General features: G+C 67.9%; 18 protein-coding genes. 6 read left to right on the top strand and 12 right to left on the bottom strand.

The window, feature by feature from the left end; genetic code table 11:
* Positions 1 to 177 precede the first annotated feature (177 nt).
* Positions 178 to 999, bottom strand: a complete 822-nt coding sequence (locus PHLH3_RS04905) for an HDOD domain-containing protein (protein ID WP_213628418.1) — start codon at positions 997 to 999, stop codon at positions 178 to 180.
* Positions 1,000 to 1,093: 94 nt separating this feature from the next.
* Positions 1,094 to 1,615: a DUF4345 domain-containing protein gene (locus PHLH3_RS04900; RefSeq protein WP_213628417.1), complete on the bottom strand. Its 522-nt coding sequence runs from the start codon at positions 1,613 to 1,615 to the stop codon at positions 1,094 to 1,096.
* Positions 1,616 to 1,754: 139 nt separating this feature from the next.
* On the opposite strand from PHLH3_RS04900, the gene PHLH3_RS04895 reads away from it, so the two are divergent.
* From PHLH3_RS04895 to PHLH3_RS04880, 4 genes are all read left to right on the top strand, one after another.
* The gene (locus tag PHLH3_RS04895; RefSeq protein ID WP_173173513.1) at positions 1,755 to 2,264 is read left to right on the top strand and encodes a DUF4136 domain-containing protein; all 510 of its coding nucleotides are present in this window, start codon (positions 1,755 to 1,757) and stop codon (positions 2,262 to 2,264) included.
* Between the two features lie 320 nt (positions 2,265 to 2,584).
* Positions 2,585 to 3,022, top strand: a complete 438-nt coding sequence (locus tag PHLH3_RS04890; protein WP_173173515.1) for a DUF411 domain-containing protein — start codon at positions 2,585 to 2,587, stop codon at positions 3,020 to 3,022.
* A 59-nt stretch (positions 3,023 to 3,081) separates the two neighbouring features.
* Positions 3,082 to 3,936, top strand: a complete 855-nt coding sequence (locus tag PHLH3_RS04885) for a PhzF family phenazine biosynthesis protein (RefSeq protein ID WP_213628416.1) — start codon at positions 3,082 to 3,084, stop codon at positions 3,934 to 3,936.
* A gap of 68 nt (positions 3,937 to 4,004) precedes the next feature.
* Positions 4,005 to 4,874 carry a neutral zinc metallopeptidase gene (locus PHLH3_RS04880; RefSeq protein ID WP_213628415.1) on the top strand — a complete coding sequence of 290 codons (870 nt, stop codon included), beginning with the start codon at positions 4,005 to 4,007 and terminating at the stop codon, positions 4,872 to 4,874.
* A 136-nt stretch (positions 4,875 to 5,010) separates the two neighbouring features.
* Here the strand turns inward: PHLH3_RS04880 and PHLH3_RS04875 are convergent, their stop codons facing one another.
* The 7 genes from PHLH3_RS04875 to PHLH3_RS04845 form a co-directional block, all read right to left on the bottom strand.
* A complete protein-coding gene (locus PHLH3_RS04875; protein ID WP_213628414.1) occupies positions 5,011 to 5,601 on the bottom strand; it encodes an HAD family hydrolase in 591 nt (196 codons plus the stop codon).
* Between the two features lie 55 nt (positions 5,602 to 5,656).
* Entirely contained in the window at positions 5,657 to 6,628 is a 972-nt protein-coding gene (locus tag PHLH3_RS04870; RefSeq protein WP_213628413.1) for a spore coat protein U domain-containing protein, read from the bottom strand.
* Between the two features lie 23 nt (positions 6,629 to 6,651).
* Positions 6,652 to 9,060 (bottom strand): fimbria/pilus outer membrane usher protein, encoded by a 2,409-nt coding sequence (locus tag PHLH3_RS04865; RefSeq protein ID WP_213628412.1) that lies wholly within the window; start codon positions 9,058 to 9,060, stop codon positions 6,652 to 6,654.
* A 25-nt stretch (positions 9,061 to 9,085) separates the two neighbouring features.
* On the bottom strand, positions 9,086 to 9,874 hold the full coding sequence (locus tag PHLH3_RS04860; protein ID WP_244862981.1) for a molecular chaperone: 789 nt from the start codon (positions 9,872 to 9,874) through the stop codon (positions 9,086 to 9,088).
* Between the two features lie 13 nt (positions 9,875 to 9,887).
* The gene (locus PHLH3_RS04855) at positions 9,888 to 10,436 is read right to left on the bottom strand and encodes a spore coat U domain-containing protein (RefSeq protein ID WP_213628411.1); all 549 of its coding nucleotides are present in this window, start codon (positions 10,434 to 10,436) and stop codon (positions 9,888 to 9,890) included.
* On the bottom strand, positions 10,436 to 10,963 hold the full coding sequence (locus PHLH3_RS04850) for a spore coat U domain-containing protein (protein WP_213628410.1): 528 nt from the start codon (positions 10,961 to 10,963) through the stop codon (positions 10,436 to 10,438). The genes PHLH3_RS04855 and PHLH3_RS04850 overlap by 1 nt, the downstream gene beginning before the upstream one ends.
* A gap of 76 nt (positions 10,964 to 11,039) precedes the next feature.
* Positions 11,040 to 11,492, bottom strand: a complete 453-nt coding sequence (locus tag PHLH3_RS04845; RefSeq protein WP_244862980.1) for a spore coat U domain-containing protein — start codon at positions 11,490 to 11,492, stop codon at positions 11,040 to 11,042.
* 799 nt (positions 11,493 to 12,291) lie between these two features.
* On the opposite strand from PHLH3_RS04845, the gene PHLH3_RS04840 reads away from it, so the two are divergent.
* On the top strand, positions 12,292 to 12,774 hold the full coding sequence (locus tag PHLH3_RS04840; RefSeq protein ID WP_213628408.1) for a Bro-N domain-containing protein: 483 nt from the start codon (positions 12,292 to 12,294) through the stop codon (positions 12,772 to 12,774).
* Between the two features lie 133 nt (positions 12,775 to 12,907).
* On the opposite strand, the gene PHLH3_RS04835 is transcribed toward PHLH3_RS04840, so the two are convergent.
* The 3 genes from PHLH3_RS04835 to PHLH3_RS04825 form a co-directional block, all read right to left on the bottom strand.
* Positions 12,908 to 13,879, bottom strand: coding sequence for an IS110 family transposase (locus tag PHLH3_RS04835; protein WP_213627307.1), 972 nt, complete (start codon positions 13,877 to 13,879; stop codon positions 12,908 to 12,910).
* A 341-nt stretch (positions 13,880 to 14,220) separates the two neighbouring features.
* Complete coding sequence (gene tesB, locus PHLH3_RS04830; protein ID WP_173173537.1) at positions 14,221 to 15,090, bottom strand: acyl-CoA thioesterase II; 870 nt, start codon at positions 15,088 to 15,090, stop codon at positions 14,221 to 14,223.
* A 246-nt stretch (positions 15,091 to 15,336) separates the two neighbouring features.
* The gene (locus PHLH3_RS04825) at positions 15,337 to 15,894 is read right to left on the bottom strand and encodes a GNAT family N-acetyltransferase (protein ID WP_213628407.1); all 558 of its coding nucleotides are present in this window, start codon (positions 15,892 to 15,894) and stop codon (positions 15,337 to 15,339) included.
* A 93-nt stretch (positions 15,895 to 15,987) separates the two neighbouring features.
* Here PHLH3_RS04825 and PHLH3_RS04820 point away from each other — a divergent pair, with 93 nt between their 5' ends.
* Positions 15,988 to 16,908 carry a histone deacetylase gene (locus PHLH3_RS04820; protein WP_213628406.1) on the top strand — a complete coding sequence of 307 codons (921 nt, stop codon included), beginning with the start codon at positions 15,988 to 15,990 and terminating at the stop codon, positions 16,906 to 16,908.
* The last annotated feature ends 177 nt before the right edge of the window (positions 16,909 to 17,085 follow it).

Genomic DNA, 17,085 nt, shown 5'->3' with positions numbered 1-17,085 from the left:
CTTGGGGCCCAGGAGACAGAAAGAAGAAACCCGCCTCGAGGGCGGGTTTCTGTGTAGGTACTGGTCAACCCGCCAAGTATCGAATGGCGGTAATAATCTGTTGGCGCAGCATCTGGGTGGTCGATTTCATGGTTCTGGAAATTATTCCTGCCGCTGCGCCAAGTCAAGCGGCGGTTTTCAGGTGAGCAGTTCGGCGAAGGCCTTGTCCGCCTCCAGCACGGCCGGCAGCGCGGCGAACAGCGCGTCCAGGTCCACGCCTTCCACCAGCGGGCCCTCCAGGGATTGCCGCGCCTCCTCGGTGGCACCGCCATGGGCCTGCAACGCTTCGCTGACCAGCACCGCCTGGGCCAGGATGCGCGGCAGCAACGCATCGGCCGGCGCCTGCATCGGTCGCGCCTGGTAGGCGATGGCCTGCTGGATCACCGCCGGCAGCTGCCAGCGACGCGCCAGCTCCGCGCCCACTTCCGGGTAGCCGAACCCCAGTTGCAGCGTCTCGCTGGCGGCACGCCCGGTGGCGCCGCCCTTGCCGCTGTTGAGCTTCTCGGCGAACTCCAGGGCACCGGTCTGGATCAGCAGCTCGCCGATGTCGTGCATCATCCCGCAGGTGAACGCCGTGTCCGCGTCCACGCCCTTCTGCTTGGCCAGCAGGCGGCTGATGCTCGCCACCTGGAAGCTGTGCAGCCAGAAGCCCTTCAGGTCGTAGTTGGGCGAGGCCTTGAAGGCGCCGGTCACGGCCGAGGCCATCACCAGGGTGCGCAGGGTGTTGAAGCCCAGGCGCATGGCCGCATCCTCGATGCTGGTGGACTCCCGCGCCCCGCGAAAACGCGCGGAGTTGGCCAGGCGCAGCACCTTGGCGGCGATCACCGGGTCGAGGGCGATATTGCGCGCCACGCCATCCAGGCTGGAGGTCGGGCTGTCGAATTGCTGGATCAGGTCCTGCGCCACCTTGGGAATGCTGGGCAAGGTGTGCAGGTTGGAAAATAGGGCGTCTATATCCATGGGACCACCTCCTTCATCGGCTTGAAAACCCAAGGATAGGCAAGTTTCCCAAGCCTGCCCGGTAGACTGTCGCCGCGCAGGCGAAGGCTCTGTTTCAGGGCCTTTCAGGCGGCAGCGGTGCAGGCTCGTCGATGCGTTCCACCAGGCCTTCACGCACGCCGCCCCGGCGCAGCGGCTCGTTGACCTCGTCGTCCAGGTCGCCGATCAGCGCGGTGTCCGGCTCCGGTTCCCGGTAGCGCGCCAGCTGCACCAGGGCCACGCCGGCCAGCAGCGCGGTGGCCACCTTGTAGGCCAGGGAGCTGATATCGAAGTTCTGCAGGGTGCCGTCGTCCAGCCACAGCGAACCGATGCGCGCCAGGGCCAGGGCCGACTGCACCAGCAGCAGCATCATCAGCGCCGCCCGCATCAGCTCGCGCCCGCGCAGGGCCCACAGCAGGAACAGCGCCAGGCCGACCTGCAGGCCGCCGTAGTAGACGCGCACGTTGCTCACCGAGGCGGTCTCCATCAGCAGCATGCCGCTGAGATTGGCCATCTCGTAGGGGCGGAACCAGTAGGCCAGGCCGAAACCCGCGAACACCAGGATCTGGACCACCAGAATCAGCCGGGCAAGTAGCATCGCCTTTCTCCTCCGATCGGCAGCGATCTGCAAAAGACCCGTCGCGGATCGTTTCGTTCGCCCAACCCATCGCAAGGTCGGGGCACCCCGGCAACACCGCGGCTAGGCTCTGGAAAGACCCATCCCAAGGAGTTCCCCCATGCTGCCGCCCCGCCTCAGCCTGCCGCTGCTCGCCATGCTGCTGGGCGCCTGCGCCGCCCCGCACGACGACCAGGTGACCATCGCCCCCGCCGCGCGCGACAACCACTACATGACCTTCACCATCCAGCCGGTGCGCGCTCCGGGCCACCGCCAGGACCTGGAGGAACGCTTCGACAACGCCCTGCACAAGGCCATGGAAGCCAAGGGCTACCGTTACCAGGAAAAGGGCAGCGACCTGACCATCATCTACGCCCTGGGGCTCTCCCCCGAGCCCGGCGTGACCATGCGCCCGGTGATCACCCCCGGCGGCGCCGTCTACAACCAGACCGAACTGACCCAGGACGAACGCGCCCGCCTCGCCCTGCGCATCCTCGACGGCTTCGACGAACGGGTGCTGTTCGAAGCCCAGATCAGCCGCCAGCTGCAAGACCCCAAGCTGACCCAGCAGGGCTTCGACAAGGCCGTGGCCGAGCTGCTGCAGGGCTTCCCCGCGCGGCCGGCGCCCTGAGCAGGCGAGCCTTTTCGCGAATGAATTCGCTCCCGCAAGAGCGGCAGCGCTGCGTGGACATGACCGCTGCGTAGGGTGGAGGTCGCTTTTCACCTCCACCAGGCGGAGTCGGGAGCGGCACGTCGCCAGATCCGTAGGATGGGTCGGGCGGCGTTCCGCGAGCGAAGCGAAACCCATGCTGTACAGGCCCCTGGGAAACACCGGACCGAAACCGGAAAAAATGACCCACATCAACCCACGTACATCCCGTAACAGCCCCGCCGCGCAGCGCGCCGGGCACGGGAATATGCTGTGCCGATTCTTTTCCAGGAGCCCCCACCATGCGCCGTGCCCTTCTCGCCTCCCTGTTCTTCGCCCCGCTGTTCGCCCAGGCCGCGGAAACCGTCTCCATGGACGTCTACCGCGACCCCAACTGCGGTTGCTGCAAGGCCTGGATCAGCCACCTGCGTGACAACGGCATCCAGGTCAACGACCACGTCGAGAACGACATGGCCTCGGTCAAGGCCCGCCTCGGCGTGCCCCACCGCCTGGGCTCGTGCCACACCGGCGTGATCGACGGCAAGTTCGTCGAGGGCCATGTGCCGGCCAAGGACGTGCTGGCACTGCGCGCGCGCCAGGATCTGGTCGGCGCCGCCGTGCCCGGCATGCCCATGGGCTCGCCGGGCATGGAAATGGACGGCATGCAGGACGCCTACCAGGTGATCGGCGTCTCGGCCCAGGGCGGCGAGAGCGTGCTGGCCGAATATCCGGCACACTGAGCGCCCCTTTCCCAGCGCGGCCGCCCCAGGGCGGCCGCGTGCATTTCACGGAGCCGAAAATGGATTACTGGCAGGTCGATGTATTCGCCGAACGCGTACTGGCAGGCAATGGCCTGGCGGTCTTCCCCGACGCCCGCGGCCTTTCGGGCGCGGCCATGCAGGGCCTGACCCGCGAGCTGCGCCAGTTCGAGTCGATCTTCCTGGAGCCGGGCACCCGGCCCGGTGAATTCGCCGCACGGGTGTTCACCGTGGAAGAGGAGTTGCCCTTCGCCGGCCACCCCATCCTCGGTGCCGCCGCCCTGCTGCACCACCTGCACGCCCCCGGCGAGCACGCCGAATGGGCGCTGCAGCTGCCCGAGAAGCGCGTGACCCTGGCCACCCGCCGCCAGGGCGAGGGCTTCTACGCCGAGATGAACCAGGGCGTCGCCCAGTTCGGTGCCGAGCTCGACGCGAAGGCCGCCGAGGCCTTCGCCGCCGCCTTCTCCAGCGAGTGGGACCGACGCCATGCGCCCCGGGTCGTCAGCACCGGGCTGCCCTACCTGCTGCTGCCGGTGACCGCCGCCGGCCTGGCCCATGCACGCCAGCAGCGCGGCCTGGACGAGGAGCTCGCGGCCATCGGCGCCGCCTTCGTCTTCCTCCTCGACGTCGACGCCCGCGAAGGCCGCACCTGGGACCCCCTCGGCGTGGTCGAGGACATCGCCACCGGCAGCGCCGCCGGGCCGGTCGCCGCCTGGCTGGTGGACAAGGGCCTGGAGCCGCGCGGCCCGGGCTTCGCCCTCAACCAGGGGCGCTTCCTCGACCGCCCCAGCCGGCTCGACGTGCGCGTGGACGAACGCGGCCAGGTGCATGTCGGCGGGGCCGTGCAGCTGCTGGCCCAGGCCCGCCTGCTGGTGGCCCCCGCCCGGCTCGCCTGACGACCGGGCTGGCGCCTCCCGCCGTCAGCTACGACACTCAAGGCCTCGACGAAGACAAGGATCGGCAGATGCGCTGGCAACGGGCGAGACGCAGCGACAACGTGGTGCATGCGCGCGGCAGCGGCGGCGGCATGCGCCTGGGCGGTGGCAAGAGCATCGGGCTCGGCGGCATCGCCCTGGTCGTGGTGATCGGCATGCTGATGGGCGAGGACCCGCTGACCATCCTCGGCCAGATCGTCGGCCAGGGCGGGCTGTCCACCGCGCCCCCGCACAGCGGTGCACCGCCGGGCGACGACCAGGAAGCGGAGTTCGTCCGCGCCGTGCTCGGCGACACCGAGGACACCTGGCAGGCGATCTTCCAGCAGGGCGGCCGCCAGTATCAGGACCCGAAGCTGGTGCTGTTCAACGGTGGCGTGCAGTCGGCCTGCGGCTTCGCCTCCTCGGCGGTCGGCCCCTTCTACTGCCCCGGCGACCGCCAGGTTTACCTGGACCTCGACTTCTTCCGCGAGATGGCCCAGCGCTTCTCCGCCGCCGGCGACTTCGCCCAGGCCTACGTGATCGCCCACGAGGTCGGCCACCACGTGCAGACCCTGCTCGGCGTCTCGGCCAAGGTGAACGCCGCGCGCCAGCGGGGCGAGAAGGTGGAAGGCGCGGACGGCCTGCTGGTGCGCCAGGAGCTCCAGGCCGACTGCCTGGCCGGCGTCTGGGCCTTCCACGCCCAGCAGCGCCTCGACTGGCTGGAGCCAGGCGACCTCGAAGAAGCCCTCAACGCCGCCAACGCCATCGGCGACGACCGCCTGCAGAAGCAGGCAAGCGGCCAGGTGGTGCCCGACTCCTTCACCCACGGCACCTCGGCGCAGCGGGTGAAATGGTTCCGCACAGGCTTCGAGCGCGGCGACATCAACCGCTGCGACACCTTCACCGCGCGCAACCTGTAGCCACCCGCTCCGTGCGAGGCCTTTGGCTACCTGCCCGCGAGTGATGGGTTTCGCTTCGCTCTACCCATCCTACGGAGAAGTGCTTCGTAGGATGGGTAGAGCCGTGCGAAACCCATCGATCACCGCACGACGCCCGCTACCGCGCCAACAGCAGCAACTGCGCGCAGTCCTCGGCGTACCAGTCGGTGAGCGCCGGCCAGGGGTTCTCCGGCAGGTTGACCAGCACCGTGGCGGTCCCGGCGGCGCGTCCGCAATCGAGGTCGAAGCGGTAGTCGCCCACCATCACCATCTCGCTCGCCGCCACGCTCCAGCGCGCGGCCAGGTGCTGCAGCCCGCCGGGGTGCGGCTTGGGTGGCGCCTCGTCGCGACCGAGGATGTCGGCGGTGGCGAAGCAGTCGTCCAGGCCGATGGCGGCGAGCGTTAGCAGCGCCAGCTCGCGGGCGTTGCGGGTGAGGATGCCGAGGCGCACGCCGCGTTCGTGCAGCTCGCGCACCAACTCGACGGCGCCGGGTGCCGGGCGGGCGTTCACAGCCAGTTCGCGCTCGTGCTCCAGCAACCAGGCGTGCTTGGCGCGCGCCACCTCGGCGGGCAGCGCGGCCAGGTGATGGAGGATGTCGTCTTCCGGCGGGATCGCCAGCTCACGGCGGATCGCGGCGAAATCGTGGACGGCGACGGTGAGGGTGCCGTCCATGTCGAACACCCAGTGGCGGAACTGCGCCAGGCCCATGTCTCTACTCCGTTGGGTTCGGGAACAGCGCGCAAGGTTACACCGTCACCGCCCGTCAGTAGTTGATGATCAGGGTCACGTTGTCGATGTAGGTGCCCACCGGCACGTTGGCCTGCGTGGGGTCGACGGTCACCTGGAAGTTCACCGTCTGCTGCAGGCCCGTGCCTTTCTGCGACAGGTTCTGCGTGGTGTTCCACACGGTCGTGGTGTTGGGGAAGTAGATGTTGTAGCCCAGTCGGTTGGCGCCGCTGGCCATGCGTCGCCAGGGCGCCTGGTAGTTCTGGCCGTTGTCGAAGCTGACCAGGTAACCCTCGTCGCTGGTACAGGTCAGGGTGATGGCGCGGGTCACCGAGGTGAACTGGCTGACCAGCGCCTGGCTGCCGAGGTCGACGTTCTGGTAGCTGTTCAGGGCACAGGCCTTGGTCACCACCAGGGTCACGGTGCTGGTGGCCGTCACCCCCGTGCCCCAATTGGTCGGCGCGCCGCACAGGCCCGCCGGGCAGTTCTGGGTAACGCCCGGGCTGCGTTGCCAGCTGCACAGGTTGAGCACGCCGGATTCGCAGATCGCATAGCGCCAGGTGAACACCACCGAGGCGGTGTAGGTGCCGGCGGGCACGTTGGCGGCCTGGGCCTGGAAGTACAGATTGATGCCGGTGGTGGCGTTGGTCAGCAGCGCCAGCACCGCGAGGCTGCTCAGCTGCACCGTCGAGCCCGGAGTGATCTCGGCGCCGCCATTGGTGACGAACACCTTCAGCGGGATGCTGTTGCCATTGCCGTCGCTGAGCACCGGCGCGGCGGACTGCAGGGTGACCTGCACGTAGTTGGCCGCCAGCAGGGCGAGGAACGAACCGCAGGTCAGCCCCGCACCTCCCAGGTTGCCCTGCGCGGAAGCGTTGAGGGTGAAGGAGCTCACGCTGCCCAGGCTCACCGCCGGGTTGACCGTGGTGCACGCCGCCCAGGCGCGGCCCGCCCCCAGCCAGAGCGCCAGCAGCAACAGGAAGGGGACGATCGTGCGCTTCGCATCCATGGCTCGCTCCTCGTTCGGACGGATCAGCGGCAGGTCAGCGGGCCGACCTGCGACAGCTCTTCGTCCAGCGTCTTCAGTTCCACCGTCACCGCGCACCGGCTGCCATCGGGCAGTTCCACGCGCAGCGCGTTGCGTTGTTCCAGCCCCTCGAAATACACCAGCCCATCCCAGCCCACGTAGGCCTCCAGGGCTCGCCCCTCGACCCGCGCCAGGCTGCCGCGCGGCAGCACCTCGCCGCGCACGTCGATGAGCAGGATGCTGGCCGCCACCACGCGCTCCATGGGGAACTCCAGCAGCGCGCCGCTGCCCTGGTGCACGGCGATCTCCTGGGAAACCTCGGCGATGCGCACGTTGCCCGGCAGCCCCAGCGGGTCGATCTCGTAGTTGGCGCGGTAATAGGACGGCACCCAGGGCACCAGCAGGTGGCCACGGCTGTCGGTGCGGCCCAGCGACTGGTGTTCGAAGTTCACCGGCACGTCGGCGTAGCCCGAAGTGCTGACCAGGACGAAGGCGTCGTTGATGCGGTTGCTGGGGAACACCCCGCCGTCCATCCACACCAGCGAGCCGCTGAGATCGCCCCACTGGGTGCGCTCGCCGTCGTTGTCGTACAGGCCCACCTGCAGCTGGGTGTAGGGCGTGCGCCAGGTCAGGTCGGCCTGCTTGTAGCTGCCACCGCCGGCGGCGTAGCTGAGGTTGTAGCCGACGCCACCCTGGCTGGGCGCGGTGCGCCCGTAGCGGACGCGCTCGCGGTACTGGCCGCCGGTGTCGCGCTCCACGCTGGCGCTGAAGGTGGAGAGCATGTCGAACGGCATGATCAGCTGCACCAGGGCCGAGTAGCCCGAGGTGCCCAGCTCGCGGTTCATCGAGACATACAGGCTGCTGTTGGCCCACAGGCTGCGCGACCAGGACAGGTTGAGCACGCGGGTGCGCTCGCCGCTGTGGGTCTCGCTGGAGAAGTAGCCCACACCCAGGCTGCCGATCTCCTCGGGGCTCACCGAGAAGGTCACCTGGTCGGTGCGCCGCGCCAGGCCCAGCTCCTCACGCCCCAGCTCCAGGGCACTGACCTGGCTGACGTCGACGAAGCCCGAGCTGCGCTGCACGCGCTGGAAGGCGAAGCCGAACCACGGCGAGTAGTAGCTGTAGCCGAGGCTGGCCTGGCGGCCGCGCAGGCCGTCGTAGACGCTCTCGGAAACCGAGGTGCCGAGGGTGCCCCAGTTGCCCAGCCCGAAGGTGCCGCCGAGCCCGCCCAGGCGCAGCGCCTCGCCCAGCTCGGCGTGGGTCTCCAGGGTGAAGGCGTCGCTGATGCCGTAGCGGAAGGTGCCGGTGCCCACGCTGCTGCCGTAGGAGAAACTCTCCAGCCCGTAGTCCTCGCGCAGCTTCCCCGCCCCCAGGGAATAGTCGTAGAGGCCCTTCTGCAGCAGCGTGTTGGTCACGTAGAAGGGCACGTCGGTGGAGACCTGCCGGCCGAGGGCATCGGTGGTGACCACCGTGGCGGTGCCCGCGCCGCTGATGTACGGCACGTTGCTGACGGTGAAGGGCCCGGGCTGCAGGTCGTCGCTGCTGACCCGCGCATTGTTGATGAACAGGTCCACCGTGCTCGGCACCGCGGCGTCGCCGCTGAAGCGTGGCAGCGGGTAGGTGACCAGGTCCGGGCGCAGGGCGAAGTTGCGCGAGACCTGCACCCCACCGACCCGCACCGCGCTGTTCCAGGTCAGCGCGCCGGTGACCAGGTCGCCCACCTGCACGCTGCGCAGGCTTTCCTGGTCATTGAAGGTCCACAGCGTGTCGTAGCGCACGTAGCCCTCGCCCTCGCCCTCGCTGTCGCCGAAGCTCTTGCGATAGACGCCGGTATTGCCCAGGGTGCCGAAGCCGCCGAACAGGCGTTGCTCCAGCCAGGTGTTGGCGTAGCGCTGCCCGGCATCGCTGTCGGTGTAGTAGAGGTCGTAGTTGAACAGCGCCCCGAAGTCGGCGCGGGCCGGCGTGCGCGCATACACGCTGGTGTCGCCCACCTCCTGGCGCGGCAGCCACTCGCTGGGCAGCGTCAGCTTCAGGCGTTGCAGCTCCTGGTCGTACTCGCTGCCCAGGCCCTCGATGGCATCCAGCGCCTGCGGCCCGCTGGCGCCCTCGGGCAGGCGCACGCCGGCGCCGCGCAGGTCCTCGGCATCGACGAAGTAGCGACCATCGCGGACGATCACCGGCACCACCCTGTCGGTGGCCATCTCGTTGACCAGTAGCTCCAGGTAGAGGGTGTATTCCCCGGGCACCGCGCCGGGGTCGATCGCCGTGGGTACGGCCGGAGCGGCGTCGACCGGAGGCGGGTTCGGCTCGGCCGCCCAGGGCGCGCCACCGAGCAGCAGGACGAAGACGAGTCCGCACCACGGGCACCTGGCCCGCGTGCTGGTGTTGCGCCCGAGCCCCCCGTTGCGCGCCATCCCTCGACGACCGGCCTGCGGCGGATCACTGCAACGGGATCGGCTGGGGCTCGGCCTGTTCGTTGATCCGCGCCTCCAGCACGAAACTGCCGCCGGGCACCGTATCCGGCAGCTGCCAGCGCATCTGCGCGCCGGGCAGCACGTAGCCCAGCAGGCCGTCGGCGATCAGCGTGCGAGCGCTCCCCTGGCGCACCGATACCTTGGACAACCGCGCATGGGCCGCCCCCTGGTTGCTCAGGAACAGGTAGTGCCGCCCGCCTTCCTGGCGCACCTGGTAGCTGAGTTTCGGCTGCAGCACCTGCACGCCCTCCCGGGGCTTGGCCCCCGGGACCGGCGCCGGCGCCACGCCCGTGCCGAAGACGAACAGCGGCACCGAATAGCGCATCTGGAACTTGACCCCCAACTGCGGATCGGCCACCGCATCGGGCTGCAGCATCTCGTCCACCAGCACCCGGTAGGCCTGCTCGGTGCCGGCCGGCGCAGGCTGGGTGGCGATCAGGCGGATCATCTGCCGCTTGCCCGGCGCGATGGTCACCACCGGCGGGCTGCCGATCACGCTGCGTTGCGCATCGAGCCGGTCGTCGAAGTCGCCCTGGCGCCAGGCCATCACCCGCACCTGCAGGCCCACCGGCTGCTGGCCACGGTTCTCCAGCCACAGCGCGGCGGCCTTCTGCTCGGCCTCGATGGTCGGGTTGATCGGCCAGATCAGCACCGAGCTGGCCGCATCGGCATTGCTTGCCGCCGTCAGGGCGAGTCCCAGCAGGGCGGCGCGGGCGCCGGTGCGCAGGCCATGTCCATGGGCGGTTCGCTGCATGGGTGTTCCCCCTTCAATAGCTGACGGTGACCGTCACCGTGTCGTTGTAGATGCCGGCGCTGGGCATGCTGCCCACGGCGAACAGCCGCGCGTAGATCGGGTAGGACTGGGTGCCGCTGGTGGCGCTGTAGTTCACGCTCAGGGCCGTGGCGCCGTTGCTGCCGTCGCCCCACACCGCGCTGTAGCCGGCGTCCTTGTACAGCTGGTAGCGCAGGGTCTCGGCGCCCTTGATCATGTAGCGCCCGCCGCTGACGCTGGCGGTGTTGAGCCCGGCATTGATGGCGATGGTCAGCGCCGTGCCGGGCGTGCATTGCAGCTGGATCGACCCGTTGCCCACGGTGCTCACGCGGGTCACGTCGCTGGGCAGGGTGCTGACCTGGCCGAAGTTGATGCTGCCGTAGGTGGTCACGTCGCTGCTGCCGCTGCCCAGCACGCAGCCGGCGGTGACCGCGGCCTTGATCTCGAACAGCTGGGTGATCTGCAACTCGTTGGTGCCCGTATCCGCGAGGCACGGCAGGCCCGGCAGCAGCGCCAGGCAGGTGAACGCCGGCAGGCGCCCCATCACCAGCTCACCGTGACGGTGACCGTGTCGGTGTAGGTGCCCGACAGCGGCGTCGCCTGCACCGGCACGCGGCCGTACACCGGCAGCAGCTGGTCCTGCCCGTTGCCGGTCCCGGTGACGCCGATGCTGTTGTCCCAGACGGTCGCGTAGGTGGCGGAGGTGTAGAGGTTGTAGCTGACCTGGGCGGCAGAGGGCCCGGTCATGCGCCGTGCGTTGACGTTGCCGCTGCCGCCGGCGCTGATCAGCACGCGATAAGGGGTGTTGGTGAGGCAGTTGACCCGCAGCGCACCAGCCCCCGCCTGGCCGACCACGGTGACCTGGGCCGCGAGGTCGAGGTGGGTGCCGAAATCCAGGGTGCCGAACTGGCCGAGGGTCGCGGGGACGGTGCTTCCGGCAGTGCAGGCCGGCAACACTTCGGCGGTGATCCCTACGGTGGCGCTCTTGCTGGCGGCATGGATCGACGGGCTGGCCGCCGTCGAAACTATCAGCACCAGCCATATCCACTTGCTGTCGCAACGGCAGACCATGGCGGTTCCTGGTGTTGATTCCTACTTCCTTGTCGCAATGATCATCGGCGGCGGAGCATCGGCTCCGGCGCGCCCGCTACCAGGTGATTGTCACCTGGACGGTATCGGTGTAGGTGCCGGTGGCGGGTGTCGTCTGCGGTGGGACGCGGCCGTAGACGACCAGTTCCTGGTTGGCGCCGGTGCCGGTGCCGGCCAGGGCCGTGCCGCCGTTGCTGCCGTTGCCCCAGAGCGTCGTGCGCGCCGCCTCCTTGTAGAGGTTGTAGGCGATCACGTCGGTGGCGCCGGCGCTCATGTTGCGCTGGTTGCCGGTGGCGTGCAGGCCCGAGTCCAGGGCTACCGAATAGTTGGTGCCGATGTTGCAGGTGACCCCGAACGAACTGCCCGCCGAGGAGCCCACGGACTGCGCCTCGATGATGCTGTTCAGGCTGGGGTAGGTACCGAAGGCGATGCTGCCGAACGTGTTCGCACTGCCGTTGTTGCTGCCGTTGTTCACGGTGCAGCCGGCGCCGATGACGAGTTGTATGCCCAACTGCCCCTGGACCGTCCCCGCGGCCTCCAGAGACGACGACAGAGGCAGAAGCACCAGGGACGAAATCAAAAACTGAGCGCGGTTCATTTATGAAAACTCCTACAACACCCAAGACTCCATGAGTACTTGTGTACCAATGAAAGGGACCGTAGTAGAAATTTTGCGCCCTTCAAAAGCCCGGGAATGCCAGCTGTCCTTCACACCCTGCCACCACCCTGGCGCCACTGGTTCAAGCCGCTGAATACAATGGATTTTCCGGGTTTTGTAAGAAATACGCCCAATTGAATAATGGCGATTTTCTTACGAAATAAAGAGCAAATAGCCAGCATGCATCCTTATACCTGGCGCGCCATGAAAGCCCCCCTGGAAATTTCGATTGGCGATAAATCGCTTCATCGTTTCCTACAGCCTGCTTGCCAGGCCTCTGCGGATTGCATATCGGGCTGAGGGAATTCCTACAGGGCAACTGCATTGCCGTCCTACAAAACCTCTGAGTAGCTTCTCGCCCCGTCGTGGCCTTGGTCATGACCGGGAGTGAGACCCCGATCTCCAACTGGATAAAAATCGCCATAGCAGAAAGACGGACCTCCGGGCTCCGGCTTCCTGGCCGTCTATGGCGGACCGTACAGGACGGGCGTCTGCCCCTCCGGTTTGTCTAGTTGCCGGTGTCTCAAGCCCTGTACGGTCCGCCACCCTCATGCCGGTGGCGGCTCCTCTTCCAGAAAGGAGTCCTGGGATATGAGAGCCGTCCAGTCGCAACACCCCGTCACCCAACGCACCGCCCGCCCGGAGGTGCGCCATGACTGACTACCGCACCGCCACCCGCTTCATCCGCTTCCGCCGCCCCCTCCACGTCGTGCTGATCGACGGCCTGCCCTGGTTCTGCTGCCGCGACCTCGCCCGCCTCACCAACAGCCGCCTCGACATGCGCATCACCGCCAAGCTGGACGCCGACCAGTGGCGCCAGGAAACCCTGCATCACGAGGCCGGGCAATTCACCGAAGAGCTGCTGGTGAACGAAAGCGGCCTGCACGCCCTGCTGCTGGTCAACTTCTACCACCCGGAAAACAGCAGCCTGCGCCAGTGGATAACCCAGGAAGTGCTACCCGCCCTGCGCGACGGCCAGCGCGCGCCCGACACCCAGCCACGCCGCCACCTGCTGAAATGGCAGGGCCACCACCAGGTCAACCTCATGGAGTGGCAGGGCCAGTGGTGGATTCGCTACGACGACATGCCCCGGGTGCTCGGCCAGGGCGATGCGTTGAAGCAGCAGTTGTCCTGAGGCTGGCCCTGGGGATACCCGGGGTGCAGGCCGGGAACACCGATCGGTGGATGAGAAGAGCGCCATCCACCCTACGCAGGCCCGGCCGCCGTGGGGCACTTGGGCATTCCGGGCGTAGATACCGTCTTGATTCCTAGTGAGCAAGGGCCAGTTTTGCGTCAAATGGCCGGCCCGATTTCAAGACGCCATAGGCGATGTTCAGCAGCTTGCGCATCGCTGCGCAGACGATCTGCTTGCCGGTCTTGCCCTTCGCCCTCAACCGTTCGCTCAGGGCCCTGATCGCCTCGTTGTACGTCAGGGCGCTGATCGCGGGCATGAACAGGCCGGCCCGCAGGCGCGATGAGCCCGTCTTGGAGATGCGCGTCTGTCCCCGGTGGTTCCCGGACTCCTGCAGCCGCGGATTGAGCCCGGCAAAGGCAGTGACGGCGCGGCTGTTGGCAAAGCGCAGTGGGTCGCCCAGCTCCGCCAGGAGCAGGGCGGCGGTCTTGTCGGCGATCCCGTCGATGCTGGTCAGCAGGTCGCGCTTGCCGCGCAGATCCGGGTCGTTGTCGATGTGGTCGTCGATCGCCTTGAGGGTCTCTTCGATCTCCTGCCCGACATGTTCCAGCACCGACTGGATCGAGGCCTGGACGCTGGCATCGGCCACTTCCAGGCGGTTGCGCTCCATCTGCTCGATTTCGCGCAGGTCCTCCAGGCGCCGTACCAGGGCTTTCAAGCGCCGCACGGCACGGGGCTCGGGTTGCCAGGGGCGCAGACTGTCCTGATGGCGCTCGCCGTATTCGGCGATCAGCTTGGCGTCGACCTTGTCGGTCTTCACCCGCTGCAACTGGCTACGGGCGTAGTGGGCGATTTGTGCCGGGTTGAGGACACAGACCCGATAGCCGTGCTCCAACAGCCATTCGGCCAGGGCTTCATGGTAGATGCCGGTGGCCTCCATCACGACCCAGGCACCGGGTTCGCTGTGCTTGTTCAGCCAGTCGCGCAAGACGGCGAAACCCGCTTTGTCGTTGGCCAGCTTGGCCTTGGTGCGGTACTTGCCGTTGGGCTGCAGGGTGGCGAGGTCAAAGGTGTGTTTGGCGATGTCGAGGCCAATGACGCTGGGCATGAGTACTCCTTCCGATCCGTTCAGACGCGATCATCACTGCACCCGACCCAACCTTGTAGATGCGAGCTCGAGGCTCTGGATACCGTTCGGATTTTTCGAGTGAGTGTGGAGGGGCGGAGCACTATCTACGTTGCAGGCTCGCGGCCTAAGGGTGGACACGACTTCCAGCCCCTCCCCCGATGATCAGTCGGGGACTATTACCCCTGTGGAGGTATTTAGTCGAGATACAAGGGTGGACATCGCTTTTCATGTCCACCAGAGCGGAGTCGGGCCATACGCTGTGCCCCGGTTGGCTGGACGCTTCGCGAGCAAAGCTCGCTCCTACGGGATAGGCCGGGGGGTCATTTCCAGTCTTCGCGCACCCGCGTCAGCCCTTCCTGGGCCACCGAGGCCACCAGCTGGCCGGCGCGGTTGAAGATGCTGCCGCGCGAGAAGCCGCGGGCATTGCCGGACCAGGGGCTGTCCATGGAATACAGCAGCCAGTCGTCCGCGCGCAGGTCACGGTGGAACCAAAGCGAATGGTCGAGGCTGGCCACCTGCATGAACTTCTGCCAGACCGAAACCCCGTGGGGCAGCATCGAGGTGGTCAGCAGGCCGAAGTCCGAGGCATAGGCCAGCACGTACTTGTGGATGGCGCGGATGTCCGGGAGGTTGCCGTCGGCGCGGAACCAGACGTGCTTCACCGGCTCGCCCGGCTTCGGGTCGTAGGGATTGTTGGCGGTGACCGGGCGGATCTCGATCGGCTTGTCGCAGAGGAACTTGTCGCGCATGCGTTCGGAGATCAGGTGGGCGTTCTGCCGGGTGATCTCCAGTTCCGAAGGCAGGTTCTCCGGGCCGGGCACCTCGGGCATGGTGATCTGGTGCTCGAAGCCGCCCTCGTCGGACTGGAACGACGCGCTGCAGGTGAAGATCGGCTGGCCCTTCTGGATCGCCGTCACCCGCCGGGTGCTGAAGCTGCCGCCATCGCGTACCCGGTCAACGGTGTAGACCACCGGCAGGCCGGCATCGCCCGGGCGCAGGAAGTAGCCGTGCAGGGAGTGCACGTGGCGCTCGTCCTCCACCGTCTGGCTGGCCGCCGAGAGCGACTGGCCGAGCACCTGGCCACCGAACAGCTGGCGGAAGCCCAGGTCCTGGCTGACGCCACGGAAGAGGTTCTCCTCGATGGATTCGAGGCTCAGCAAGGCGACCAGATCGTCCAGCACCTGGGTCATGGCGGTTATCTCCTCTGCAAGGCGGCTGCCCCGTTCAGGGTCGGGGTCGAGTTCATTCAGGATAGGCCGGTGCCGTCGTCAGGCGCTCGTCCCGGCGGGCGCGGCCAGGGGTGGAATGGTAAAGATTTTGCCAGCGGCTGTCGGCAGCTCATGCACCGCTTCGTCGAAATGGCAGCCGATGCGGAGCATCGCCCTCCCGCTCGCCGGGCGAAGCCTGGCGTGCGTGGCAGGCGCGGAGCCCGTCGCTCATGGCCGCTCCAGCCAGTCCTGGCGGTGGATGCGGTAGAGAATGTGCTGGCGCAGCGGGTGGCCGACCGCGACCTTCGGGTGCTCGAAATCACCGGCCTCGTCACGGGTCATGCCGATGCGTTCCATCACTGCGCTGGAATTCCTGTTGGCAGGCACGGTGAAGGCCACGACCTGGGCCAGTTGCAGGGTGTCGAAGGCGCAGGCCAGGGCCGCGCGGGCGGCCTCGCTGGCGTAGCCCTGGCCCCAGTGCGCGCGGGCCAGCCGCCAGCCGATCTCGGTGGCCGGGGTGAAGGGCGCCTCGAAACCGACCTTGCCCAGCCCGGTGAAGCCGATGAACTCGCCGTCGTCCCGGCGCTCCAGGGCCCAGAGGCCGAAGCCGTGCTCGGCGGCGTGGTCACGCGCGCGCTGGATCAGCGCGGCGGCCTCCTCGCGGCTCAGGGTGCCGGGGAAGTAGCGCATCACCTCGGGGTCGGCGCAGAGCGCGGCGAAGGGGTCGAGGTCGTCGTCGCGCCAGGCGCGCAACAGCAGGCGCGGGGTCTGCAGTTCGAGGGGCATTTCCGGTTCCTCCCAAGGGTGGCGGTGCTTACGAGATGGACAGCCGCCGCGTTACTCTCTGCGACCCGGCCGACGAAAAAACAGCTCCGCATTATGCCCTTGCCGCTGGTCTACCACGACGACTACAGCCCGCCCTTCCCCGACGGACACCGCTTCCCCATGGAGAAGTTCCGCCTGCTGCGCGATCACCTGGTGGCCAGCGGCCTGACCCGTGACGACCAGCTGCGGCGCCCCGAGCTGTGCCCGCCGGAGGTGCTCGCCCTCGCCCACTGCCCCGACTACATCGCCCGCTACCAGCAGGGCGAACTCTCCCGCGAGGACCAGCGTCGCCTCGGCCTGCCCTGGAGCGAGGCCCTGGCCCGACGCACCGTGCGCGCGGTGGGCGGCTCCCTGCTGGCCGCCGAGCTCGCCCTGGAGCACGGCCTCGCCTGCCACCTGGCCGGCGGCACCCACCACGCCCACTACGACTTCCCGGCGGGCTTCTGCATCTTCAACGACCTGGCGGTGATCAGCCGCTACCTGCTGGCGGCCGGCCGGGTCGGGCGCGTGCTGATCTTCGACTGCGACGTGCACCAGGGCGACGGCACGGCGCGCATCCTCGCCGACACGCCCGACGCCATCACCGTCTCTCTGCACTGCGAGAAGAACTTCCCCGCACGCAAGGCCGAGAGCGACTGGGACATCCCCCTGCCGATGGGCATGGGCGATGGGGACTACCTCAAGGTGGTGGACGACGCCCTGAACTACCTGCTGCCGCTCTACCAGCCCGACCTCGTGCTCTACGACGCCGGCGTCGACGTGCACCAGGACGACGCCCTGGGCTACCTGCAACTCACCGATGCCGGCGTCGCCGCCCGCGACGAAGCCGTGATGCGCCACTGCCTGGGCCGCGACATCCCCGTGGTCGGCCTGATCGGCGGCGGCTACAGCAAGGACCGCGAAGCCCTCGCCCGCCGCCACGGCATCCTCCACCACAGCGCCGCCCGCGTCTGGCAAAGCGAAGGCCTGGCTTAGGTGAGGCACAGGGTGGGCGTAGGGTGGGCTTCAGCCCACCGAGTACACCTAACCCACAACTCCTCCCATACATTCCCTCATCCCTTCCCAAACACCCCACAGCCCCCAATCCACGCCGCCTTAACAGAATCATGGCCACCTGCTAGCAGCCGTTTCGAGGCACTGCTAGAGTCGCCC

Source organism: Pseudomonas sp. Pc102 (genome assembly GCF_018408275.1).
GTDB lineage: Bacteria > Pseudomonadota > Gammaproteobacteria > Pseudomonadales > Pseudomonadaceae > Metapseudomonas > Metapseudomonas tohonis.
Note: the sequence above shows the minus strand (reverse complement) of the source record. Positions and strands in the feature narration are given on the sequence as shown.